19 protein-coding genes are annotated in these 22,976 nt (G+C 73.0%); 10 read left to right on the forward strand and 9 right to left on the reverse strand.

Going from position 1 to position 22,976, the window contains the following annotated elements; all coding sequences use genetic code 11:
- Nucleotides 1–53 precede the first annotated feature (53 nt).
- Nucleotides 54–566 carry a MarR family transcriptional regulator gene (locus tag ACFC0Z_RS02010; RefSeq protein ID WP_376431726.1) on the forward strand — a complete coding sequence of 171 codons (513 nt, stop codon included), beginning with the start codon at nt 54–56 and terminating at the stop codon, nt 564–566.
- A 119-nt stretch (nt 567–685) separates the two neighbouring features.
- Here the strand turns inward: ACFC0Z_RS02010 and ACFC0Z_RS02015 are convergent, their stop codons facing one another.
- From ACFC0Z_RS02015 to ACFC0Z_RS02035, 5 genes are all read right to left on the reverse strand, one after another.
- Nucleotides 686–1,858, reverse strand: coding sequence for a PP2C family protein-serine/threonine phosphatase (locus tag ACFC0Z_RS02015; RefSeq protein WP_376431728.1), 1,173 nt, complete (start codon nt 1,856–1,858; stop codon nt 686–688).
- Nucleotides 1,859–1,931: 73 nt separating this feature from the next.
- Nucleotides 1,932–2,300, reverse strand: coding sequence for an STAS domain-containing protein (locus tag ACFC0Z_RS02020; RefSeq protein WP_376431730.1), 369 nt, complete (start codon nt 2,298–2,300; stop codon nt 1,932–1,934).
- Between the two features lie 52 nt (nt 2,301–2,352).
- On the reverse strand, nt 2,353–4,803 hold the full coding sequence (locus ACFC0Z_RS02025; protein ID WP_376431732.1) for a SpoIIE family protein phosphatase: 2,451 nt from the start codon (nt 4,801–4,803) through the stop codon (nt 2,353–2,355).
- On the reverse strand, nt 4,800–8,828 hold the full coding sequence (locus ACFC0Z_RS02030) for a HAMP domain-containing protein (RefSeq protein ID WP_376431733.1): 4,029 nt from the start codon (nt 8,826–8,828) through the stop codon (nt 4,800–4,802). The genes ACFC0Z_RS02025 and ACFC0Z_RS02030 overlap by 4 nt, the downstream gene beginning before the upstream one ends.
- A gap of 268 nt (nt 8,829–9,096) precedes the next feature.
- Nucleotides 9,097–9,714 (reverse strand): DUF6328 family protein, encoded by a 618-nt coding sequence (locus ACFC0Z_RS02035; protein WP_376433418.1) that lies wholly within the window; start codon nt 9,712–9,714, stop codon nt 9,097–9,099.
- Nucleotides 9,715–10,054: 340 nt separating this feature from the next.
- Here ACFC0Z_RS02035 and panD point away from each other — a divergent pair, with 340 nt between their 5' ends.
- The 4 genes from panD to ACFC0Z_RS02055 all read left to right on the forward strand — a co-directional run bounded on the left by panD (nt 10,055) and on the right by ACFC0Z_RS02055 (nt 12,594).
- Complete coding sequence (panD, locus tag ACFC0Z_RS02040; protein WP_376431735.1) at nt 10,055–10,480, forward strand: aspartate 1-decarboxylase; 426 nt, start codon at nt 10,055–10,057, stop codon at nt 10,478–10,480.
- Between the two features lie 17 nt (nt 10,481–10,497).
- Nucleotides 10,498–10,842: a GNAT family N-acetyltransferase gene (locus ACFC0Z_RS02045; RefSeq protein ID WP_376431737.1), complete on the forward strand. Its 345-nt coding sequence runs from the start codon at nt 10,498–10,500 to the stop codon at nt 10,840–10,842.
- Nucleotides 10,843–10,926: 84 nt separating this feature from the next.
- Complete coding sequence (locus tag ACFC0Z_RS02050) at nt 10,927–11,109, forward strand: hypothetical protein (protein WP_376431739.1); 183 nt, start codon at nt 10,927–10,929, stop codon at nt 11,107–11,109.
- 78 nt (nt 11,110–11,187) lie between these two features.
- The gene (locus ACFC0Z_RS02055) at nt 11,188–12,594 is read left to right on the forward strand and encodes a transglycosylase family protein (RefSeq protein ID WP_376431741.1); all 1,407 of its coding nucleotides are present in this window, start codon (nt 11,188–11,190) and stop codon (nt 12,592–12,594) included.
- On the opposite strand, the gene ACFC0Z_RS02060 is transcribed toward ACFC0Z_RS02055, so the two are convergent.
- A complete protein-coding gene (locus ACFC0Z_RS02060) occupies nt 12,475–13,425 on the reverse strand; it encodes a DMT family transporter (RefSeq protein ID WP_376431743.1) in 951 nt (316 codons plus the stop codon). The genes ACFC0Z_RS02055 and ACFC0Z_RS02060 overlap by 120 nt on opposite strands.
- 192 nt (nt 13,426–13,617) lie before the next feature.
- Between ACFC0Z_RS02060 and ACFC0Z_RS02065 the strand changes: the two genes are divergently transcribed.
- From ACFC0Z_RS02065 to ACFC0Z_RS02075, 3 genes are all read left to right on the forward strand, one after another.
- A complete protein-coding gene (locus ACFC0Z_RS02065; protein WP_376431745.1) occupies nt 13,618–14,331 on the forward strand; it encodes a (2Fe-2S)-binding protein in 714 nt (237 codons plus the stop codon).
- A gap of 63 nt (nt 14,332–14,394) precedes the next feature.
- Nucleotides 14,395–15,879, forward strand: coding sequence for an SDR family NAD(P)-dependent oxidoreductase (locus tag ACFC0Z_RS02070; RefSeq protein ID WP_376431747.1), 1,485 nt, complete (start codon nt 14,395–14,397; stop codon nt 15,877–15,879).
- Between the two features lie 306 nt (nt 15,880–16,185).
- A complete protein-coding gene (locus tag ACFC0Z_RS02075) occupies nt 16,186–16,356 on the forward strand; it encodes a hypothetical protein (protein WP_376431749.1) in 171 nt (56 codons plus the stop codon).
- 81 nt (nt 16,357–16,437) lie between these two features.
- On the opposite strand, the gene ACFC0Z_RS02080 is transcribed toward ACFC0Z_RS02075, so the two are convergent.
- Genes ACFC0Z_RS02080 through ACFC0Z_RS02090 form a run of 3 tightly spaced genes read right to left on the reverse strand, consistent with a single transcriptional unit; the run spans nt 16,438 to nt 19,301 of the window.
- Complete coding sequence (locus tag ACFC0Z_RS02080; protein ID WP_376431751.1) at nt 16,438–17,850, reverse strand: lipase maturation factor family protein; 1,413 nt, start codon at nt 17,848–17,850, stop codon at nt 16,438–16,440.
- 33 nt (nt 17,851–17,883) lie between these two features.
- Nucleotides 17,884–18,435: a DUF1990 family protein gene (locus ACFC0Z_RS02085; RefSeq protein ID WP_376431753.1), complete on the reverse strand. Its 552-nt coding sequence runs from the start codon at nt 18,433–18,435 to the stop codon at nt 17,884–17,886.
- Nucleotides 18,432–19,301 carry a YndJ family protein gene (locus ACFC0Z_RS02090; RefSeq protein WP_376431755.1) on the reverse strand — a complete coding sequence of 290 codons (870 nt, stop codon included), beginning with the start codon at nt 19,299–19,301 and terminating at the stop codon, nt 18,432–18,434. Before ACFC0Z_RS02090 ends, ACFC0Z_RS02085 begins: the two co-directional genes overlap by 4 nt.
- A 218-nt stretch (nt 19,302–19,519) precedes the next feature.
- Between ACFC0Z_RS02090 and ACFC0Z_RS02095 the strand changes: the two genes are divergently transcribed.
- Complete coding sequence (locus ACFC0Z_RS02095; protein WP_376431757.1) at nt 19,520–20,770, forward strand: DUF6777 domain-containing protein; 1,251 nt, start codon at nt 19,520–19,522, stop codon at nt 20,768–20,770.
- Nucleotides 20,771–20,819: 49 nt separating this feature from the next.
- Nucleotides 20,820–22,946 carry a SpoIIE family protein phosphatase gene (locus ACFC0Z_RS02100; RefSeq protein ID WP_376431759.1) on the forward strand — a complete coding sequence of 709 codons (2,127 nt, stop codon included), beginning with the start codon at nt 20,820–20,822 and terminating at the stop codon, nt 22,944–22,946.
- Nucleotides 22,947–22,976: the final 30 nt, after the last annotated feature.

Here is a 22,976-nt window from a genome sequence, read left to right on the forward strand (position 1 = left end):
CCGTCGCAAGGCCGCTGTCGCCGGCGTGGGACGTCCGAGGAGGGTCGGCAGGCATGAACGGCAATCCCGTCCCGCCGCCAGGGGAACCGCAGAGGACGGCCGAGTCCGCCCGTGAGCTCATCGAGCTTCTGGAGGTGCTGTGGGAGCGCGGCCGGGACATGGTGTCGTCGACACCCGTATCGGCGAGTCAGCTGCGCGTGCTGTACAGCCTGGACCGTGAGGAGGGCATCAGTCTGCGCACCCTGGGGGAGGTGCTGGGCTCCGCTCCGCCATCGGTGAGCCGCATGTGCGACCGGCTGGAGGCGCTGGGCTTCGTGCAGCGGCTGCCCAGCCCCGTGAGCCGCCGGCAGCTGGAACTGCACCTGACCGCGCACGGAAAGGCGTACCTGCGGGACCTCAGGGTCCAGCGCGAGGAGGCCCTGCTCGCGGTCATCGCGGGCATGTCGGCGACGAGCCGCAAGGCGCTGCTGCGCGGGCTCACCGGGTTCCACGACGCGGTGGGAGGGAGCGGAGCGACCGCCTCGTCACCCGCCCGCACGCCGCTGAAGGACGTCAGTTCGGCCTGATCCCCGTGCGGCGCCCGCGCCCGCCCGGCGCACACACCATGTCCTCATTGCCACCCCTGGTCGTCCTTGACGGCGTCCTTCCGGGCACCCGCCAGCGTGTTGCCCAAAGGATACAGTTGTCATACGGCAACTGTTGACGGGGTGCCGTGCCAGTCGAGGCAGACGACCAGGGCGTCGTCCTCCAGCGGACTGCCGCCGTGGTGGACCGCCAACTCCCTGAGCACCGCCTGCGGCACGTGCGTCGGCGGCAGCAGTCGCGTCCCCCGCAGCGCGCGGGCCAGCGCCCGGTCCCCGTAGCTCTCCCCGGACGGCGAGACGGACGCGTAGACGCCGTCGCTCCCGAACAGCAGCCGGTCGCCCGGCCGTACCGAGAACCGCTCCGGTACGTACACGGTCTCCTCGAACATGCCGAGGGGCAGCTGCGCCTCGAAGCCGACGGACTCCACCACCTGTCCCCGCTGCCGCCACAGCCGGGGCGAACCGGCGTCCACGGCCTCCACCTCGCCCGTGGCCAGGTCGAAGCAGAGCAGCAGCACCGACACGAAGGACTCGCCCCGGTACTGGGCGTACACGGCCTGGTCCGCCAGCGCTGCCTGGTCGGCCAGGGAGAGGCCGGCCCGGCGGGCATTGCGGAGCGCGTTGATCGCGAGGTTCGTCAGCAGGGCGGCCTCGATGCCCTCCCCCATGCCGTTGGTGACCGTCAGCGTCAGCCGGCCGTCCGAGACCGACCAGTCGTAGTTGTCGCCGAAGATCGCGTAGGCGGGCTCCAGATGGGCGGCAAGGGCGAACTCGGGGCGGGCGCAGGAACGGCCGGGCAGCAGCTGCCACTGCATCTCCGCCGCGAGCGTGAGTCGGGTCGCCCGCCGCGCCAGGACGTACAGGTCCGTGTCGCGCTCCGCCACCAGGATCTCGTGCCCGAGTGCCTCGCAGAGCTGGGCGAGCCCCGGCAGCAGCGGCCCGACGTCGGCCCGCGCGGGCAGTTCGGCCGTCAGCACCCCCAGCCGGTCCCCGCGGACCGTGACGGGCAGATGGAGCCGGAGCGCCCCGGACTCCCGGTCCACGTACGGCTCCTGGGCGCCGAAGGAGCGCCCCTGGGGACTGTCGTGGATCGGCACCGACGGGTCCGCCCCGGGAACGTGCCCGACGAGCTGGAGCGTCCGCAGGCCGTAGTCGGCCATGCGGAGCTCCACCCGCAGCACCCCGTGGTCCCTGAGGGCCTCCTCGACGACTTCCACCAGCCGGTGGGGAGCCGCCCGGCGGAGCGCCTGCTCGACCTCGGCGATCTCGCGCACGGTCTTCCTCTTCCTCTTCTTCCTCTTCTTCCCTGCGCCCGGTCCCTGTCCACGGGACCGGGCGGTCCGTCGGCTATCTCGTGCCGCCGGCCGCGGCCAGTGCGTCCGCCACGGCGTCGTGCGGAGGGATGGTCGACATCACGCCGGTGATCTCCAGGATGCGGCGCACGGCCGGGGTCGGCGCGGCGAGGTAGAGGTCGCCGTCGCTCTCCCGCGCCTTGTTGACCGCCTGGATCAGGACGTTCAGCCCCGAGGAGTCCATGAAGGAGAGGGCCGACAGGTCCAGAACGAGGCGGCGCCGCCCCTTGCCGACCTGCTCCGTCAACAGCTCATGGAGCAGGTCGGCCGTCTCCATGTCCAGCTCGCCCGCCACGGTCAGCACCGCCGTGCGGCCGTCGCGGATCTCGACGGCGACATCAAGGTTCGGTTCACGCTCGGACATGTCTCCTGCTTTCCGTGGGGGAGGGGGAGGGTCGGCCTCGGGGCGGGCGGGGTCAGAACACCTGGACACCGATCACGCACGTGTCGTCGTCCGTGTCCGACTTGCTGCGCGCGAGGAGCTGGTCCAGCCGGTGTTCGAGGCTGTCGGACGGCTGCCGGGCGACGGCGAGCAGCTGGGCGACGGAATCGTGGACGGCGGTGTCGCGCCGCTCGACGAGCCCGTCGGTGTACATCAGCACCGTGTCGCCGGGTTCGAGCCGCAGCTCCCTCTCCTCGTACTCGGCCTCCGCGAGGGCTCCCAGCAGTACCCCGCGCAGGAGCGGCAGGTCGTGTGCCTCCGCCCCGCGCACCAGCACCGGCGGGAGGTGGCCCGCGCGGGCCCAGCGCAGCGTACGGCTCTCCGGGTCGTAGACGCCGCAGACGGCGGTGGCCGTCACGTGGGCGGTGAGGTGGTGGGCGACGCTGTTGAGCCAGGACAGCAGCTGCCCCGGGCCCGCGCCGGTGACGGCCAGGCCGCGGAGGGCGTTGCGCAGCACCACCATGCCGGTGGCGGCCTCCACGCCGTGGCCGGCGACGTCCCCGACGCACAGGAGCACCTTCTTGGACGGCAGCACGACCGCGTCGTACCAGTCGCCGCCGACCAGGGAGTCGGACTCCGCCGGCCGGTAGCGCACGGCCACGTCGAGTCCCGGAGCGTCCAGCGGCGGCATGGCCGGCGGCATGATCGCGTGCTGGAGCTGGAGGGTGAGCCGGTTGCGTTCCTCGGCCGCCTCCTCCGTCGCCGCCAGCCGGTCGCGAGTGGCGGTGAGGGCGACCTCGGTCCAGTGCTGCGCCGAGATGTCCTGATACGCGCCCCGGACGGTCTGGAGGCCGCCGTCGTCGCCCGGTGCGGGTTCGGCGGTCACCCGGATGTGCCGGGTGACGCCGTCGTGGCGGAGCATGCGGAAGGCGGCGGAGCCCACCAGGCGCTGGTGCAGCACCTTCTGGAGGAATCGGCGGACGGTGTGGCCGTCGTCGGGGTGGACGTGGCGGGCCAGGTCGCGCAGGGCGACCGGCGGCTCCGTCGTCCTGCGGCCGAAGAGCTCGTACAACTGGCTGTGCCAGGTGATGCCACCGGTGACGAGGTCCTCCTCGAAGGCGCCGACGCGGCCGAGGCGTTGGGCGTGCTGGAGGAGGCTGGCGAGCCGCGCCGACTCGTCCTCCACACGCCAGATGAACAGGACGCTCGCGCCGTACCGGCTGATGCTGATGTCGGCGAGCGAGGCGAGCGGCACTTGGTCCACCAGGGCCGTGAGCCGGACCCGGCGGGCGCGGAACGGCTCCCCCGTGGCGTAGACCCGCTCTATCCGTTCGAAGAGTTCACTGCTGCCCGCCGTCGCCGGGTACGCCTCCAGGAGCAGGGCTCCGTCGACGGAGCCGCGGGGCCGGCCGGCCGGATCCTGGAAGTGCGCGTTGGCGTGCCGGATGCGGAAGTCGACGAGTTTCCCCGCCTCGTCCAGGTGGGGGGTCAGGACGAGGGCGGGGTCGTAGAGCCCGTCCGAGAGTGCGGCCAGCGCCGTCGCCCCGTCCGCGCCGGGGACCGGGAGGCCGTGGGGGACGAGGAAGCCCTCGGGGGACGCCTCGGGCAGGGTCTCCAGGGTGTGGGCGCAGAGCTCGGCGAGGGCCTCGATCTGGCGCTCCACGACCTGCGGCAGGGGGTCGAGCGGGCGGTCCCAGCAGATCTCCAGGACGCCGTGGATGCGGCCCCCGGTCCCGGCCGGGACGACGACCCGGCCGCCGTCGGGATGGCGCCCGCGGCCGATGGAGGGGATGCCCGAGGCCGCCAGGCTGGCGTGGCGGACGGTTTGGCGTCCCGTCAGCGCCTGGCGGGCGGCGGTTGTCACGCCCGGCGGCACGTAGCGCCAGCGAGCCGCCTCGTCGAGGCCGAAGCCGGCGTGCCCGCGCAGGGTCAGCGAGGTGTCGGGACCGGTGGTCCAGATCGCGACGGCGACGGCGCCCAGGGGTTCGAGGGCGTGCCGGAGCAGGGACTCGGCGACGGCCTGGGTGTCGCCGGCGCTGAGCGCCGCGCTCTCCGCCGTGCGCAGCCGCACGGCGACCGAGGCGACCGCGGTGGCCGCGGCGACCGAGGGCTCGCCGACGGCCGTTCTCACGAACTCGTCCGTCGCCTCGGCCATCCGGTCACGGGCCGCCTCGTTGATGACGTCCGCGGCCAGCTCCAGTCGGGAGAGTCCGGCCCGGTCGGCGAGCTCCGCCAGCTGGCGGGCCGCCTGGGCCGGGCCGCAGCCCAGGCGCTCGACGATGACGCCCTTGGCGAGTTCGATCAGGGCGCGGCCCTCGGCCGCCGCGTGCGCGGCGCGCACCTCGCCCCGCAGCCGTTCCACCGTGGCGGCGAGCCGGCCGTCGGCGGCCGCGGTGTCCGGGACCGCCGGGACACCGTCGCCGGGGTGCGGGACACCGCTGTCGGGGTGCGGGACACCGCTGGGGGAGAGCGGGGGAGTGGTCACGAGGCCGCCCCTCCGTCGAGCCAGCGGCCGACGCAGGCGATGAGTTCGTCGGCGTCGACGGGCTTGGTGACGTAGTCGCTGGCCCCCGACGCGAGGCTCTTCTCCCGGTCGCCCGGCATGGCCTTCGCGGTGACGGCGATCACGGGCAGGTCCGCGTACTGGGGCAGCTCCCTGATCCGCGCGGTCGCGGTGTATCCGTCCATCTCCGGCATCATCACGTCCATCAGGACGAGGGAGACGTCCGGGTTCGCCAGGAGAGTCTCGATGCCCTTCCGTCCGTTCTCGGCGTGCAGCACCGTGATGCCGTGCAGCTCCAGGATGCCGCTGAGGGCGTACAGGTTGCGGGCGTCGTCGTCCACGGCGAGCACCGTCCTGCCGCTCAGCGTGCTGTCGACGGCCCGGGGCGCGGGCACCCGGTGGTCGCCGCGCACCAGGGGTACGACGTCACCGGGCTGCTCCGCGGACAGGTGCAGGGCGATCCGCTCGCGCAGCTCGTCGAGGCTGGAGAGGAGTTCCAGCGGCCGTCGGCGGGCGAGGTCCTGGAGGGCGCCCTCCTCGTCGGCGGGGAGCCGGCGGTTGTTGTGGGCGAGGACGGGTACGGTGCGCAGCGCCGCGTCCCCGTCCACGGCGTCCAGGAAGCGCAGGGCGTCGCCGTCCGCCATGTCGACGTCGAGCACGACGCAGTGGAACGGCTGGGCGGCGAGCGCGGCGGCGGCCTCCTGGGGGCCGACGACCGCGACCAGTTCGATGTCCGACCGGCCCGACTGCCCTCCGTCGGCCGAGAGCTGGCCCACCGCGTTCTCCGCGACGACGGCGAGGAGCCCGCGCTGGCGCTCCTCGATCACGAGGAGGCGCCGGGACGGCCGGGCGGCCGTGCCGCCGAGGGGCGCGAGCGCGCCGCCCCGGGCGGGGGCCGGGACGACGGCCCCGGCCGGGGAGTCCGTCGGCACGGCGGCGGCCGCGGGCTGCTCGGCGAAGTCGGTGCGGGCGACGGGGAGGTAGAGGGTGAAGGTGCTGCCCTCGCCCGGCACGCTGGTGACGGTGAGGGCGGCGCCGAGGAGATGGGCGATCTCGCGGCTGATGGAGAGGCCCAGCCCCGTGCCGCCGTACTTGCGGTTGGTCGTCCCGTCGGCCTGCTGGAAGGCGCCGAAGATGGCCTCCAGGTTCTCGGGGGCGATGCCGATGCCGGTGTCGGTGACGCGGAAGGCGACGACGGGGCCGCCGCGGTGCACGGACACGGGCAGCTCGTCGTCCGACGCCGGTTCGATGCGCAGCTCGACGCCGCCCTGCTCGGTGAACTTGACCGCGTTCGACAGCAGGTTGCGCAGTACCTGCCGGAGCCGTGTGTCGTCGGTGACGAGGTCGACGGGGACACCGGCGGCCGTGGAGACCGTGAAGGCGAGGCTCTTCTGCGAGGTGAGGGGGCGGAACGTGGCCTCGACGTAGTCGAGGAGCCTGCGCAGCGGCACGCGCTCCGGGTTGAGGTCCATCTTCCCGGCCTCCACCTTGGAGAGGTCGAGGATGTCGTTGATCAGCTGGAGCAGGTCGGATCCGGCCGAGTGGATGATGCCGGCGTACTCGACCTGCTTGGCCGTGAGGTTGCGGGTCGGGTTCTGGGCCAGCAACTGGGCCAGGATCAGAAGGCTGTTGAGCGGAGTGCGCAGTTCGTGGCTCATGTTGGCCAGGAACTCCGACTTGTACGTGGAGGCCAGGTCGAGCTGCTGGGCGCGGTCCTCCAGTTCCTGCCGGGCCTGCTCGATCTGGAGGTTCTTGGCCTCGATGTCGCGGTTCTGCGTGGCGAGCAGGGCCGCCTTCTCCTCCAGCTCGGCGTTGGAGCGCTGGAGCTCCTCCTGCCGCACCTGGAGCTCCTCGGTGCGCGAGCGGAGTTCGTCGGCCAGCCTCTGGGACTCGTCCAGGAGTTCGTCGGTGCGGACGTTGGCGACGATGGTGCTCAGGTTGACGCCGACCGTCTCCATGAGCTGTTCCAGGAAGTCCCGGTGCACGGAGGTGAAGGGGCTGAAGGACATCAGCTCGATGACGCCGAGCACCTGCTCCTCGACGACGACCGGCAGCACCACGATGCTGCCCCGGGACGTGCTGCCGAGACCCGAGGAGATCGTCACGTAGTCCTCGGGGACGTTCTCGGCGGTGACGGTACGGCGGCTGCGGGCGGCCTGCCCGACGAGCGACTCGCCCAGCCGGAAGCGCACCTGGCCCCGGTCGCCCGCGGGGCGTCCGTAGGAGCCGACGAGACCCAGCTCGACGCCGCCGGCACCCTCCTCGGCGAGGAAGAACGCGCCGTACTGGGCGCCCACGAGCGGGGTCAGCTCGTCCATGAGGAGTTCGGCGACGACTGCCAGGTCGCGGTGGCCCTGCATCAGCGCGGACATCCGGGCCAGACTGGACTTGAGCCAGTCCTGCTCCTGGTTGGCCCGCGTCGTCTCGCGCAGCGAGCCCACCATGGCGTTGATGTTGTCCTTGAGCTCGGCCACCTCGCCGGACGCCTCGACGGTGATCGAGCGGGTGAGGTCGCCCTCGGCGACGGCGCTCGCGACCTCGGCGATGGCGCGAACCTGGCGGGTGAGGTTGCCCGCCAGCTCGTTGACGTTCTCGGTGAGCCGCTTCCAGGTGCCGGAGACCCCCTCGACCTCGGCCTGGCCGCCGAGCCTGCCCTCGCTGCCGACCTCGCGGGCCACCCGGGTCACCTCGGCCGCGAACGAGGACAGCTGGTCGACCATCGTGTTGATGGTCGTCTTCAGCTCCAGGATCTCGCCCCGGGCGTCCACGTCGATCTTCTTCGACAGGTCGCCGTTCGCGACGGCGGTCGTGACCTGGGCGATGTTCCGGACCTGTCCGGTCAGGTTGTTCGCCATGGAGTTGACGTTGTCGGTGAGGTCCTTCCAGGTACCGGCCACGTTCGGCACCCGGGCCTGGCCGCCGAGCCGGCCCTCGGTGCCGACCTCGCGGGCGACCCGGGTCACCTCGTCGGCGAAGGCGGACAGGGTGTCCACCATGGTGTTGATGGTGTCGGCGAGGGCGGCGACCTCGCCCTTGGCCTCCACGGTGATCCGGCGGGAGAGATCGCCGCGGGCCACGGCGGTGGCGACCTGGGCGATCGAACGTACTTGCCCGGTGAGGTTGGAGGCCATCACGTTGACGTTGTCCGTGAGGTCCTTCCAGGTGCCGGAGGCTCCCCTGACGGTGGCCTGGCCGCCGAGGTTGCCCTCGGTGCCCACCTCGCGGGCCACCCGGGTCACCTCGTCGGCGAAGGCCGAGAGCTGGTCGACCATCGTGTTGATGGTCGTCTTCAGCTCCAGGATCTCGCCCCGGGCGTCCACGTCGACCTTCTTCGTCAGGTCCCCGCCCGCGACGGCGGTGGCGACGTGGGCGATGGCCCGGACCTGGGCGGTGAGGTTCCCCGCCATCGAGTTGACGGAGTCGGTCAGGTCGCGCCAGGTGCCGGAGACGCCCTTCACGTCGGCCTGCCCGCCGAGGATGCCCTCGGTGCCCACGTCCCGGGCCATGCGCGTGACCTCGTCGGCGAAGGCCGAGAGCTGGTCCACCATGGTGTTGATGGTGTTCTTCAGTTCCAGGATCTCGCCGCGCGCGTCCACGTCGATCTTTTGGGAGAGATCGCCCTTGGCGACGGCCGTCGCCACGTGGGCGATGTCCCGGACCTGGGTGGTGAGGTTGCCGGCCATCGCGTTGACCGAGTCCGTCAGATCGGCCCAGGTGCCGGAGACGCCGGGCACGGTGGCCTGGCCGCCGAGCGTCCCCTCCGTGCCGACCTCGCGCGCCACCCGCGTCACTTCGGAGGTGAACAGGGAGAGCTGGTCGACCATCCCGTTGAACACCCGGGAGATCTCGCCCATCAGCCCGTCGGCCTCGTCCGGCAGACGGGTGCCGAAGTCGCCGTCCCGCACCGCCGTGAGCCCGGCCAGCAGCTGGTGGAGTTCAGGCTCGACCACCGCGGCCGGCCCGGACAACTCCCGTCCGGAGGAACCCCTGGTCGTCGTCTCAGACATGCCTCATCCTCGTTCCCCACCATGTGCGCACACGGACCGGCCGGCCCACGCCGCGCGCCTGCCGACCATTCCCCCGGGACGGCTCCGGCTGCCGCGATGGTTGCCGTACGGCAATCATGACGACATTACCCCTCCGTGATCGACAACAGGAGGGCGGTGCCGGTCATCCGGCCGGAACCCGTCCTTCCCGGCTCCGGGACGCTCGGTCCTGAGCGTCTGATCACGCGGCCGGGCCCGGCCGTGCTCGGGGGCTTCTCCCTCGCCCGGGTCAGGGAGAACCCGACCTCCGGCGCGCGCCGAGCGGTGAAGCGCCGGATTCGCGGGGGCCCGTCGTCGCGGAGGAGGGGTCGGCGTAGCGGACGCGGACCCACAGGGGCAGGGCGAACCAGCAGATCAGGTACCAGGCGAGGACGCCGGAGACCAGCCAGGGCACGTACGGGTCGTGCGTCGCCACGCGCAGGATGAGGAACAGGGCGGACATCAGCGTCGCGAGCAGCAGCAGGAGGCCGGTGAAGGTGAGCCGGGAGGCCCAGACGACGGCCCGGGGCTTGACCCGCCGCCCCGACACGATCCGGTGGAAGGAGACGGGGCCGATCAGCGCGCCCGTCGCCAGCGATCCGAGGACGGTCGTGGCCAGGTAGATCGTCTTGTCGGTCTGCTCCAGCTCGTGGAAGAGGGGGGTGAACACCACGGTGAGGAGGAAGCCGAGGAGGATCTGGACGCCGGTCTGTGCCACCCGGATCTCCTGGAGGAGTTCCTGCCAGCGCCGGTCCGCGCGCTCCTTCTCCGTCTCCCCGCGTCCGTCGTGCCCACCGGTGCCTGTGCCTGTGCCTGTGCCGGTGCCGGTGTCCGGCTCCGGTGCCTTGTCGCCGTTCCGGTGCGCCATCGGGGCCTCTTCCGGCGCACCGCTGTCTCGTACGTCCATGGATCCTCCCTGGTGGTACGGGCAGGAGAGTGGCCCGCACCCTTCCACGGGTGCGGGCCACTCACGGGCACCGCCGATCCACGGCAGGGGGGGACCGTGGATCGTCCGGTGCGAGCGTGTCCCTCGCTCGTCATCCGCCTGCCCCGCCGATCGGGATCCACACACCTCGGTTTCGAGACCGCTCGGTCCCTCCTGGGGAACCTGCGGACAGGTGCCCCGACTTGCGCTTCGTTGTAGGGTGTGGGAACAGCCCTTGACCTGCAAAAACGCAGGCAGGGAGCCTATTTTCAGGAGTACTTCAGTGTTTCGGACGATATTCAAGTCGAAGATTCACCGCGCCACCGTGACGCAGGCCGATCTCCACTACGTGGGGTCCGTCACCGTCGACGCCGAGCTCATGGAGGCGGCGGACCTGCTGCCGGGTGAGCTCGTGCACATCGTCGACATCGACAACGGGGCCCGCCTGGAGACGTACGTCATCGAGGGGGAGCGCGGGTCCGGGGTCATCGGGATCAACGGGGCCGCCGCCCATCTCGTGCACCCCGGCGACCTGGTCATCCTCATCAGCTACGCGCAGATGGAGGACGCCGAGGCCCGGACGTACGTGCCGCGTGTCGTGCACGTCGACGGGGAGAACCGCATCGTGGAGCTCGGGGCGGACGCCTCCGCGCCCGTTCCCGGCAGTGACACGGTGCGCCCCCCGCACGCCGTGGCCGCGTCGATCTGACCAGGGAGAGCCGCCGCATGACCGAGCTGAAGATCCGCGACGACCGGGCGAACGGACGCCTCGAGGCCTTCGAGGGCGACACCTACGTCGGTGTCATCGTCTACTTCGTCCTCGACCTCGCACCGCACGCCCTCGTCGCCGTCCACACCATCGTCGAGGACGGACACGAGGGGAAGGGGATCGCCGGGGCGCTCGTGCGCGAGTTCTACGCGATCGCCGCCGCCGAGGGCGTCCCCGTCGTCCCGCTCTGCCCGTACGCCGCCAAGTGGGCCGCGCGGCACCCCGACGAGGCCCCCGTGCCCCCGCAGGACGTCACCCGCGCGGCGAAGCTCCAGCTCAAGGCCACGCCCGGCCTCTGGTAGGCGGAAGAGGGGCCATCGGGGTCACCCTGGAGACAGGGACCTTCCTTCCCGATGGCCCTTCTCCGTTCAGCCTGCGAGGTTCGCATGACGCACCCTCCCTTCCCCGAGCCCGTGCCCCCGGCGCCCGCGCCCCCGCCCGTGCCGCCGCCGAGCCCCGTGCCCGTACCGCCCGACCCGGCCCCGATCCCGGTGCCGCAGCCCGGCGGGCCCGTGCCGCCGCCCGAACCGCAGCCCCAGCCGGGGCCCGCCGGCGCCCCGCCCACCTGAGGTTTTCCGCGCGGCCTTGTCACGGAGCGTGTTCCGCCCCTAACTTGGACGGCTGTCGCTGTGTTCCAAGGGGGGCCCATGGCCGTACGCGGACGTCACCGCCGCCACCAGCCGAGCCGCATCAACCGCGCCTCGCTCACCGTCACCGCGGGAGGCGCCGGCATGGCGCTGCCGCTGATCGGCTCCGGAGCCGTACAGGCCGCCTCGATGGACGTCTGGGAGAAGGTCGCCTCCTGCGAGTCCTCCTCCAACTGGCACATCAACACCGGCAACGGCTACTTCGGCGGCCTCCAGTTCTCCCAGTCCACCTGGGAGAACTACGGCGGCACCCACTACGCCCCCCGCGCCGACCTGGCCTCCAAGGACCAGCAGATCGCCATCGCCGAGCGCGTTCTCAAGGGCCAGGGGCCCGGCGCCTGGCCCGCCTGCGGGCCCCGCGCGGGCCTCGCCCGGGGCGGCGAGGCCCCCGGTACCGGCACCGGCACCGCGACCCACGCGAACGCCCCCAGGGCCGCCCTCCCCGGCCAGCGCGCCTTACCCCAGCAGCCCGCCCGCCGCGCCGACCCCACCACCGTGCCCACCATCCGCGAGATGTACACGGTCACCCCCGGCGACTCCCTCTCGACGATCGCCCGGGACGAGCGCGTCCAGGGCGGCTGGCAGCGGCTGTACGAGAGGAACCGGACCGTCGTCGGCGACGACCCCGACCTCATCCACCCCGGTCAGCGGCTCACCCTGCGCATCTCCGCGCCCACGAAACCCGGCAAACTCGCGAAGCCCGCCGAGATCACGAAGCCGGGCAAGCTCGCCAGGCCGGGAACGATTGCCAAGCCGGGCACGATCGCCAATCCCGCCAAACCTGCCGAGACGGCGAAGCCGAAGCCGAAGCCGAAGCCGGAGCCGAAGCCGGAGTCGAAGCCCGCCAGGCCGGCAGCCAAGCCGGTCACCAAGCCCGTCGCCAAGCCCGTCGCGAAGCCGGTCGCCAAGCCCGTCGCCAGGCCCTCCACCAAGCCCTCCGCCAAGACCACCACCAAAAAGCCCGCCACCACGCAGGTCAGGACCCAGGCCAAGCCCGACACCGACCGCTACTCCGCCCCCGTCTCCGCCGACATCGGCACCCGCTACGGCACCCGTGGTTCCTCCTGGTCCAGCGGCTACCACACCGGCGTCGACTTCCCCGTCCCCACCGGGACCTCCGTCACGGCCGTCGCCGACGCGCGGGTGGTCTCCGCCGGGTGGGGAGGGGCGTACGGGTACCAGGTCGTCCTGCGGCACGAGGACGGGCGTTACAGCCAGTACGCGCACCTCTCGGCGGTCTCGGTCCGCGAGGGGCAGCGGGTCCAGGGCGGCCAGCGCATCGGGCGGTCAGGATCGACCGGCAACAGCTCGGGACCGCACCTTCACTTCGAGGTGCGGACGGGTCCCGGGTACGGCTCCGACATCGACCCGCTGGCCTATCTCAGGGCCCGCGGGGTCTCCATCTGACCCCGAGACCGTCATCCGGTCCAGGGTGAGCTGCACCAGGCCCGCCGCGGCCACCGCGCCGCACAGCAGCGCGGCCACGCCGCCGGCGGCGCCGTACCGGAAGGACTCGTCGAACAGCGTCAGGCCCACGGCCGCCGCGACCACCGGGTTCACCACCGTGACGGTGGCCAGCGGGGCCGCGAGCCCCGCGCCCCGATAGGAGGCCTGGGAGAGCAGCAGTCCGGTCACGGCGAGCGCCGAGAGGACGAGGAGCCCCGTCCACTCGGCGAGGGGCGCCCGCGCCGTCCACTCCTCGGCCACGGACTTCGTGAAGACCGAGGCCATGCCGAAGGAGACACCGGCGGCGGCGGCCAGGACCACGCTGCGCAGCACCGACCGGCCCACCAGGTGCGCGAGCGCGAACAGCACCGCCACCGCCGCCGCCGTGCCGGCCGCGAGCAGCCACCGCTCGCCGTCCGCGAGCGAGCCGGTGTCCGCGCCGCTCGTCAGGCTCAGCAGCCCGGCCAGGCCGGCCGTCGCCATGAGGGCGCCCCGCCACGCCCGCCGCCCGGCCCTGCGGCCGACGAAGAGCGCCGCCATGGGCAGGGCGAAGACGATCGTGAGGGCGCCGAGCGGCTGGACCAGGCTGAGCGGGCCGAAGGCGAGGGCGGCCACGTGCAGGGTGGCGCCGAGGCCGTTGAGCAGGACGGACACCCACCAGACCGGGCTGCGCAGCGGCGCGTAGCGCGGACCGTCGGCGGAGGCCGCGACCCGCTCCTGCACGATCGCCGCGGCGGCGTAGGCGACCGCCGAGACCAGGGCCAGGAGGACGGACAGCAGGAGGGGACTCATACCCTCCACGATCTCTCTTCCGGGCGAATTCGGCGTCGTACCGGAGGAGGGACCGGGCGGTACCGCCGTCGCAGTACGCGGCCCGCCCGTACGACCAGGGGCGTACGCCCGTACGGCCCCCGCAGCCCCCCCACGGCCCGTACGGGAGAATCGCGGCGCCACCGCACACAGCGCACGAGACAGGGGAGTGGCGTGGAGATCGTCGACAGCGGGTCCTTGGGCGGGTTCTTCGTCCTGCGGACCTGCCCGCCCGCGAGCGGCGGCGCCCACCGGCCCCTCTCCCGCCTCTACGGGGGCGACGACGGGCCGCTGACCGCCCGCCTCGACCACGTCGCCGCCCGGCTCCGTGCCCCCGAGCGCCGTGTCGCCGCCTCCGTCGCCCACCTCGGCCTCGCGGCCCGCCTCTGGTCGACCGCGCTCGGCCCGGCGGCCCTCTACGGGCGCCTGCCCGCGCTCGCCCCCGACGAGCTGTCCTGGGACGGCGCCCTCACCGCCCCCGACGACCTCTGGTGGTCCGGCTCCGGCACCCTCCCCGCCACGGTGGCGAACCTCCGCGCGACCGTCCAGGAGGCCCACCTCGTCCCGCTGCACGCGGCCCTCGCGCGCGACGGCCGGATCGCGCCCCGGCTCCTGTGGGGCAACGCGGGCTCCGCCCTCGCCGGGGCCCTGCGGGAGATCGTCCGCTGGTCCCGCGTCCGGAACCGCCCCGAGGTCGCCCAACGGGCCGCCGTCCTCGTCTCCGGACTCCTCGACGACCCCGACCTCTCCGGTACGGTCCACGGCCCCCGGCTGCGCCGCTCCACCTGCTGCCTCATCTACCGCTGCTCCGGCGGCGGACTCTGCGGCGACTGTGTCTTCGACCACGCACCCCGAACGGGTTTGGAGGCGCGGCCCCCCGCTCCGTAAAGTTGGGTCTTTGAGAACCGCGCACCACCAGCGAACCACGAGCGAACGAGGAACCCGAAGGCCATGACGGTGACCGAAGAAACCCAGGAATACGGGCCGGGTATCGACCCCGAACGCCTGGCCGTCTGCCTGAGCGTCCTCGACGAGCTCGACGAGCTCGACGTCGACCACCCGGACGCCATCCGCGTGCGCCGCGCCACCGCCGGCATCTACCGGACCGTGAAGCAGCGCCGCCGCCAGGAGCGCCGGGCCTCCAAGACCGCCAACGACAAGGCGGTCACCGAGGCCACGGCCACCGGCTCCGCGCAGCGCATCGACGACGAGACCGAGGGCCTGCTGCCCACCTCCGTCACCGAGGAGGGCCGGATCGCGGGGATACTCCAGCGCCCGCGCTCCTGCTACGTCTGCAAGACGCGGTACGTCGAGGTCGACTACTTCTACCACCAGCTCTGCCAGCCCTGCGCGGCGCTCAACCGCGCCAAGCGCGAGGCGAGCGCCGACCTCAGCGGCAAGCGCGCGCTCCTCACCGGCGGCCGCGCCAAGATCGGCATGTACATCGCCCTGCGGCTGCTCCGCGACGGCGCCCACACGACGATCACCACGCGTTTCCCGAAGGACGCCATCCGCCGCTTCAAGGCGATGGAGGACTCCGCGGACTGGATGCACCGCCTGGAGGTCGTCGGCATCGACCTGCGCGACCCCGCGCAGGCCGTGGCCCTCGCGGACCAGGTGGCCGAGGCCGGTCCGCTGGACATCCTCATCAACAACGCGACGCAGACCGTCCGCCGCCTGCCCTCCGCGTACTCCGCCCTCGTCGAGGGCGAGAGCGCCCCGCTGCCGGCCGGCGAGCTCCCCGCCCACCACGTCATCGGCGCGTTCAACTCCGGCGCGGTCGGCGAGCTCGTCGGCTCCTCCGAGCTCCCGGCCGGCGTGCGCGACCTGGAGGCCCAGCAGGTCGCCGACCTCGCGCTCGTCGCGGGCAACGCCACCATCGCCAAGCACCTCGACGGCACCGCCATCGACGCCGGCGGCCTCGTGCCCGACGTCGTCGAGAGCAACACGTGGGTGCAGAGCATCGAGCAGATCTCCCCGGTCGAGCTCCTGGAGACCCAGCTCTGCAACTACACGGCCCCGTTCATCCTCATCAGCAAGCTGCGCGCGTCGATGGCCGAGGCCGCGAAGAAGGCCGCGAGCGGCCGCGCGTACGTCGTCAACGTCTCGGCGATGGAGGGCGTCTTCAGCCGCGGCTACAAGGGCGCGGGTCACCCGAACACCAACGCCGCCAAGGCCGCGATGAACATGGTGACGCGGACCAGCGGCCAGGAGATGTTCCAGACCGACGGCATCCTCATGACCTCGGTCGACACCGGCTGGATCACGGACGAGCGCCCGCACTTCGACAAGCTGCGCCTCGCCGAGGAGGGCTTCCACGCCCCCCTCGACCTCGTCGACGGCGCCGCCCGCGTCTACGACCCGGTCGTCCGCGGCGAGGCCGGCGAGGACCTGTACGGCTGCTTCCTGAAGGACTACGCCCCCGCGAACTGGTAGACGCCGGTCAGCCGGTCGTCCGGTCAGCCGGTCGTCCGGTCAGTCGGAAGAGGCGCCCCACCCGCTGGTGGGGCGCCTCTTCCGTTTCATTCACTCGATCGCGTCACACTTTCGAGCCCGGTAGAGCGCTCCCGCGCTCATTTGGTTAGTCTGATGTCCACGATCGGTCACCGGGGACACACACCGTCTTCACGACCGGTCAGGGGACTGGTCTGTCACCAAGGCCGCGGCCCCGCCCGAACAACGGCGCCACCGCGACCGACGGCATCAAGTCCTCACTGGTTTCGCGACACAAGGGAGTGCGCGGTGACAACCGAACTGAAGAAGCAGGAACCGAGACAGTCCGAGTCCCCCGACCGGCCACGCCGCGACGGGCAGCTCGGAAGCCTCGAAGTGTGGGCGCGCTCGGCCCCCATCCGGCTGGCCGGGTACGAGGACGACCTCGCGGAGCCCCACATCCTGCCCGGTATCGACTGAGCATCTGCGTCCCCGACCCGGCGCAGTCGTCGCTCCGCCCGTTGCCCCCGGCCGCCTCATCCGGCCGGGGGCAGCCGCGCGTCAGGACCGAAGCCGCGTCGGCGGCAGGTACTCGCGCAGCAGCCGCCGGTCCCACCAGGCGCCCGTCTCGCGCAGCTCGCGCCAGGTCGTGAACCGGTACCGGTAGAGCCGGGCCCGTACGTACCTCGGCGGCGCGTCCGGGAAGGGGTTGTGGGCGAGCAGCCTCAGCGTGTCCCGGTCGCCGTCGAGCAGCCGCTCCACGAACGGCCCGAACCAGTCCCGCGCGTAGCCGGGCGAGAGCGCCGCGAACCACATCAGCCAGTCGAGCCGCAGGTGGTACGGGGCGAACTGGCGCGGCAGCCGGCGCGGGTCGCCCGGCTTGCCCTTGAAGCCGTACTCCCGCCACACCGTCCCCTCGTGCGGCGGCTCCGCCTCGTCGGTGCCCTCGACCACGATCTCGTCCCGGATCCGCCCGACCGTCCCGAACGCCCCGTAGGTGTTGACCAGGTGGTACGGGTCGTACGAGCGGTTCATCGCCTGGTGCCGCGACAGCAGGTTCCGCACCGGGCGGTAGCTCCGTACGAGGACGAAGGCGGTCAGCGCGGCGACCACGGCCACGTACCAGAGCGGCGGGTCCGGTTGCGGGTGCTCCCCGGTGAGCGGGGAGAGGTCCACGACCGAGACGGCGAGGACGATGGTGATCCAGTTCAGCCAGGCGAAGTTGCCGGAGAGCACCAGCCACAGCTGGGTCGCGATCATCAGCCCGGCGGCGACGGTGGCCACGGGCTGCGGGGCGAAGAGCAGGAACGGGACGAAGAGCTGGACGACGTGGTTCGCGCCCGCCTCGACGCGGTGCAGCGGGCGCGGGAGGTGGTGGAAGAACCAGCTCAGCGGTCCGGGCATCGGCTGCGTCTCGTGGTGGTGGTAGAGACAGGTGAGCTTGCGCCAGCACTCGTCGCCGCGGATCTTGATGAGTCCGGCGCCGAACTCGACGCGGAAGAGCAGCCAGCGCAGGAGGAGGAGCACGAGGAGGGGCGGTCCGGTGTCGTCGTTGCCCAGGAAGACGGCCAGGAAGCCCGTCTCCAGGAGGAGGGACTCCCAGCCGAAGGAGTACCAGGTCTGGCCGACGTTCACGATCGACAGGTAGAGCCCCCAGAGCACCAGCCACAGCAGCATCGAGACCGGCAGCGGTACGGCGTCCCCGGCGCCCGCCGCCATGGCCAGCGCGAGGCCGAACCCCGTCCAGGCGACGGCGGCGAACAGGGTGTCGGAGTAGCGCCAGTGGAAGAGCGAGGGCGTGCGGCGGGGACGCGTCCGGCGGACGTACTCCGGTACGGGGAGCATGCCGCGCTCGCCGATCAGCGCCCTGAACTGGAGGGCGGCCGACAGGAACGCCACGCAGTACAGCCCGGCGAGGCCCCGCTGGAACAGGATCCGGCTCAGCCAGAGGTCGGGCGCGGTGAACCACTCCATCGCCTCCAGTATCGGCCCGCGGCCCGGCCGGGGTCACCCCTGGGCGAGCCGCCGGGTGGTCCGGCCGAGGTGGCGGGCGTACGTCCGCTGGAGCACCGGGACCACGGGGCCGGCGAGGCGGGTGTACCAGGCGTCGGGGCGGCTGAAGGCGGTGACCGTGAACAGGACCGTGCCGTCCGGCGCGAGCGTCACGATGAAGGACTCCTCGCCGCGCTCCGGGTGGCCGGTGAGGGTGCCGTACGCGAAACCGACGCGGTCCTCCTCGTACGCCGTCCAGATCACCTCGCAGGGCACGCCTATCCGGAGGCGGCCGATGCCCGCCGACACCTCCAGGTGGACGCCGGGCTCGGCGCGCGCGGCGGTGCTGCGGACGGTGGCGCCCGAGGCGCGGTGGGTCCGCCAGGTGGTGACGGCGGCGCCCGCGGCCTCGAAGGCGGCGCGGCCGTGGCCGACGACGGTGGTGACGCGGAGGTGGTGGTAGCCGTGGGGGAGGTGGTCGGGGGTGCGGGTGGCGCCGACCTCCGGGTAGGTGAGGCGGGGGCGGGGGCGTTCGCCGCGGGTGACGTCGTGCGTGAGGCGGGTCATGCCGGGAGCTCCGTTCGGAGGGGGACGCGGGGGCTTTCGGTGGTGTGGAGGCGGCGCCTCGCGAGGAGCGCGCAGACGGCGAAGCCGAGGGCGTTGCCGATGCCGTGGGTCCCGGCCGTCCACGCCAGGCTGAGGTGGGGGAGTCCGGTGGCCTCCCCGAGGGCCCAGCTCAGGGCGAGCAGCATGGTGGCGGCGAGGACGAGGGCCGAGACGGCGAGCAGGCCGCGGGTGAGCGGGTCGGCCGCGAGGTCGCGGCGTTCGCGCAGGGTCAGGACGGCGACGGCCGTCATGCCCGCGGTGAGGACGACCGCGCCGACGAGCTCGGCCCAGTCGTCGACGAAGTAGCCGAGGAGGACGAGGAGGGTGCCGGCGGGGACGCTGAGCGCGGCGAAGCGGGCGGCGGGGCCGTCGTCGGCGCGGCAGACGAGTCCGGCGACCAGGGCGGCGGCGAAGCCCGCGAAGTGGAAGTGCGGGACGGTCAGCGCGAGCACGTCGAGGTCGAAGCCGAAGAGCGGGTACGAGGCCCGCTCGGCGACCAGCGCCAGTCCGGCGACGGAGGGCGCGACGAGCGCGGTGAGGACGGCGGTCTCGCGGGGGTGGAGGGAGCGGGTGAGCGTCAGGCGGGCCGCGGCCTGGAGCGCGAGCGCGACCGTGGCCAGGGCGTAGACGGCGGCGAGCCCGGCCGCGAGTCCCGAACGCGGCAGCCACAGGGCGAGCGCCCCGGGAACGGCGAGGAACGGCCACGCCCGCCGGAGCGGGTCCCAGCCCGGGGGCCGGGGGCCGTCGAGGAGCGCGAGACCCGTGGGCACGACCCAGAACATCCCGACCATCACGACCGGGTTCACGATCAGCGGCAGCGCGGTCATGCGACACCCCCCGACAAGAGACGTGAACACGTTCTTGAACGTGTTCAACTGGCATGCCGAGCGTAGAGGCTTTCTTGAACGTGTTCAAGTGGGAGGTTCGCGGTCGGGTGCCCGCCGGTCGGGTGCCCCTCGCCCCGGTCGGACTTCCTCCGCTTGCGGGCGCCCCGGCGCTGCGACAGACATGAAGGACTGACCGGCCGAGACCTCAGGAGAACCCGGTGCGCTCCTCCCCCCTGCTCACCGCGATCGGTGCGCTCACCTCGGCACTCGTCGTCGCCGGCTGCTCCTCCGGCGAGGAGGGCGGCAACCACGGCGAGCAGCCCGACGCCCCCGCCCAGGAGGTCCTGCTCCAGTCGGTCACCTCCCGGGGCCCCGACCCCTTCACCGAGTCCTCCGCCCGGATCGGCGCCCTCACCCCCGCCGTCGCCCGGAACCCCGACGCCGCGTCCGTCCAGCGGGTCCGCGAGGTCACCGGCTCCACCCCCGGCCTGTACGGCGGCACGCGCGCCGAGGCCAGCTGCGACGTCGAGCAGCAGGCCGGCTTCCTCGCCGCCGACCCGGCCAAGACCCGCGCCTTCGCCGAGGCCGCCGGAATCCCCGAGGCGGGCGTCGCCGGGTGGCTGCGCGGCCTGACCCCCGTCGTCCTCCGCGCCGACGCGCGCGTCACCAACCACGGCTACCGGGGCGGCCGGGCCACCGCCTTCCAGTCCGTCCTCCAGAGCGGTACGGCGGTCCTCGTCGACCAGTACGGCTCCCCGCGCGTCCGCTGCGCCTGCGGCAACCCGCTCCGGGCCCCCGTCGACGTCCCCAGCGGCGTCCACCAGGGCGACGCCTGGGACGGCTTCGACCCCGAGCACGTCGTCGTGGTCCGGCCGACCACCTCCGTCGTCACCAGCCTCGTCATCGTGAACGCGGCCGACCGCAGCTGGATCGAGCGGCGCACCGGCAGCGACGGGGCCGAGGACCGGAAGCCGGCCGTGGAGCCCGGGTGCGACCCGGACGCGTGCCGCCTGGAGCAGGCGGCGACGCCGGAGCCCGTGGCGCCGGACGCGGCCACTCCGGACGCTCCGACTCCGGACCAGGTCCGGCCCGAGACCGTCCGGCCGCAGCCCGCCCGTCCCGAGTCGGTGGCGCCCGCGCCGGTCACCCCGGAGACGGTGGCCCCGGAGCCGGTGACGCCGGACACGGTCGCGCCCGAGTCCGTGGCCCCTGAGTCCGTGGCTCCCGAGCCCGTCGTTCCGGAGCAGGTCGTGCCCGAGCCCGTGGAGCCGTACACCGAGCAGCCCTACCAGGAGCAGCCCTACCAGGAGCAGCCGTATCAGGAGCAGCCGTTCCCCGAGGAGCCCTACGGCGAAGAGCCCGCTCACCCGGACGCGCCGTTCCCGGACCAGCCCTTCCCGGACCAGCCCTACCAGGAGGACCCGTACTCCGTCCCGTATCCCGATCAGCCCGAGACCTTCGAAGGGTGAAACGGATCTTCATGGTGCGCACGGGCAGGGCTGCGCCTAGCGTGGCCCCATGAACGCGGGCAGAGGGGGCGGGGAGGCGGCCGAGCGGCTCCACCGTGCACCGGGACATCCAGAACAGCACCACGTACCGTCGCCAACGGAGCCGGCGCCCGGCGCCGGCGCCCGGATCCTCCACGACTACGGCTCCGCCTTCCGCATGGGCGGCTTCGACTGGGACCTGCTCACGGGCGAGATGCTCATGGACGACGCGGCCCTGGAAGTCTTCGACCTGGACCGCTCGGAGTACCACGACCGCCCCGAGGACCTCGCGCCCCGCGTCCTGCCCGACGAGGGCACCCGCCTCGACACGATGGTCGCCCAGGCGCTCAAGGAGGGCAGCGACCAGTACGGGGCGTACTTCCGCATCCGCCGCCGCGACGGCACCCACCAGTGGACCCACACCCAGGGCCTCGTCCACCGCGACGAGACCGGCCGTCCGGTCCGCATCGTCGGCGTCCTGCGCGACGCCACCCACGAGCTGACCGAGTCGGCCGCGCGGCTCGGTCTCGACGAGGGGCGCCGCCAGCGCGCCGGGGTCGTCGAGGGAACGACGGCGGCCCTCGCGTACGCCCGTACCGTCCAGGACGTCATCGACCTCCTCAACGACTCGCACGCCCTCGAACACTTCGGCGCGGCGAGCCTCGTCATGGGCCTCCTCGAAGCCGGCCGCATCCACCTGGTCGCCGAGGGGCCCGACGGCGCCTTCGTGCCGGGCACCCGGTTCACCCGGGTGGACGAGCCGTACCCGATGAGCGAGGTGATCCGCACCCTGCGGCCCCGGTTCATCGACACGGCCCGGGACTTCTCCGACTCGTACCCGATCCTCTGGCCGCACATCAGCGGCCTCGGCATCACCGCCGCCGCCTATCTGCCGCTCATCGCCCAGGCGAGACCCATCGGCGCGCTCGGGCTGCTCTACAGCGACAAGACCGGCTTCAGCGAGGACGAGCGGACCCTGCTCGTCGCGCTCGGCAGCAGCATCGCGCAGAGCCTCCAGCGGGCCATGCTGTACGAGCAGGAGCACGACCTCGCCGAGGGGCTCCAGCAGGCGATGCTCCCGCGCCGCATCCCCGAGGTGACCGGCGCGCAGACCGCCGTCCGCTACCGCTCCGCGCGGCTCGGCCGGGACATCGGCGGCGACTGGTACGACATCATCCCGCTGCCCGGCGGGCGGGTCGGCGCGGTCATCGGCGACGTCCAGGGCCACGACACGCACGCGGCGGCCGTCATGGGCCAGCTGCGGATCGTGCTGCGCGCGTACGCCGCCGAGGGGCACACCCCGGCCACGGTCATGGCCCGCGCCTCCGTCTTCCTCCACGAGCTCGACACGGAACGGTTCGCCACCTGCACGTACGCCGAGGTCGACCTCGGCACGGGCGTGGTCCAGGTCGTCCGCGCCGGGCACGTCGACCCGCTGATCAGGGAGATCGACGGCGGCTGCCGCCGGATCACGGTGGAGGGCGGTCTGCCGCTCGGGCTCTCCGCCGAGTTCGGCCGCCTCGACTACCCCGTGACGACCCTGGAGCTGGACCCCGGACAGACCCTGATGCTCTACACCGACGGTCTCGTGGAGAAGCCGGGCGCCGACCTCGACGAGGGCTTCCAGTGGCTCACCTCGCTCGTCCGGCGCGGCCCCGGCGACCTCCAGGAGCTCGCCGACCACCTCTGCGACGTGGTCGCCGACCGGGGCGGCGAGGACGACGTCGCCATCCTGCTGCTCCGGCGGGACGAGGCCTTCGCCGCCCAGGCGGCGGGCCGCTTCCGGCAGCACGTGGCCCAGAGCGACCCCGAGGCGCTGAGCTCGGCGCGGCACATGATCAGGGCGGCGGTACGGGCCTGGGGCGCGGGGGAGCGCGCGGACGAGATCGAACTGGTCGCCGACGAGATGATGACCAACGCCCTCATGCACACCGACGGCGGCGCGATCGTCACCCTGCGGGTCCTGGGCGGGCTCGAACGGAGGCTGCGCGTCGAGGTCGAGGACCGGTCGAGCGCCCTGCCCCGGCGCCGCGAGGCGGGCGAGGCGGGGGTCTCGGGGCGGGGGCTGCTCCTGGTCGAGCAGATCTCGGACGCGTGGGGCGTGGAGTCGCGGGGCGGCGGCAAGTGCGTCTGGTGCGAGTTCAACGTGGGGAACTGAGCGAGTTCAGCGTGGGGAACTGAGCGAGTT

Source organism: Streptomyces sp. NPDC056144 (genome assembly GCF_042264145.1).
In the GTDB taxonomy this organism is placed as follows: Bacteria; Actinomycetota; Actinomycetes; order Streptomycetales; family Streptomycetaceae; genus Streptomyces.

What these genes read in the sequence shown, in the direction of transcription:
- ACFC0Z_RS02050 (WP_376431739.1), top strand. Translation starts at nt 10,927, where the DNA reads ATGACGCACCCTCCCTTCCCCGAGCCCGTGCCCCCGGCGCCCGCGCCC.
- ACFC0Z_RS02090 (WP_376431755.1), bottom strand. Translation starts at nt 19,301, where the DNA reads ATGACCGCGCTGCCGCTGATCGTGAACCCGGTCGTGATGGTCGGGATG.
- ACFC0Z_RS02055 (WP_376431741.1), top strand. Translation starts at nt 11,188, where the DNA reads ATGGCCGTACGCGGACGTCACCGCCGCCACCAGCCGAGCCGCATCAAC.
- ACFC0Z_RS02045 (WP_376431737.1), top strand. Translation starts at nt 10,498, where the DNA reads ATGACCGAGCTGAAGATCCGCGACGACCGGGCGAACGGACGCCTCGAG.
- ACFC0Z_RS02080 (WP_376431751.1), bottom strand. Translation starts at nt 17,850, where the DNA reads ATGGAGTGGTTCACCGCGCCCGACCTCTGGCTGAGCCGGATCCTGTTC.
- ACFC0Z_RS02060 (WP_376431743.1), bottom strand. Translation starts at nt 13,425, where the DNA reads ATGAGTCCCCTCCTGCTGTCCGTCCTCCTGGCCCTGGTCTCGGCGGTC.
- ACFC0Z_RS02030 (WP_376431733.1), bottom strand. Translation starts at nt 8,828, where the DNA reads ATGTCTGAGACGACGACCAGGGGTTCCTCCGGACGGGAGTTGTCCGGG.
- ACFC0Z_RS02020 (WP_376431730.1), bottom strand. Translation starts at nt 2,300, where the DNA reads ATGTCCGAGCGTGAACCGAACCTTGATGTCGCCGTCGAGATCCGCGAC.
- ACFC0Z_RS02035 (WP_376433418.1), bottom strand. Translation starts at nt 9,714, where the DNA reads ATGGCGCACCGGAACGGCGACAAGGCACCGGAGCCGGACACCGGCACC.
- ACFC0Z_RS02100 (WP_376431759.1), top strand. Translation starts at nt 20,820, where the DNA reads ATGAACGCGGGCAGAGGGGGCGGGGAGGCGGCCGAGCGGCTCCACCGT.
- ACFC0Z_RS02070 (WP_376431747.1), top strand. Translation starts at nt 14,395, where the DNA reads ATGACGGTGACCGAAGAAACCCAGGAATACGGGCCGGGTATCGACCCC.
- ACFC0Z_RS02085 (WP_376431753.1), bottom strand. Translation starts at nt 18,435, where the DNA reads ATGACCCGCCTCACGCACGACGTCACCCGCGGCGAACGCCCCCGCCCC.
- ACFC0Z_RS02010 (WP_376431726.1), top strand. Translation starts at nt 54, where the DNA reads ATGAACGGCAATCCCGTCCCGCCGCCAGGGGAACCGCAGAGGACGGCC.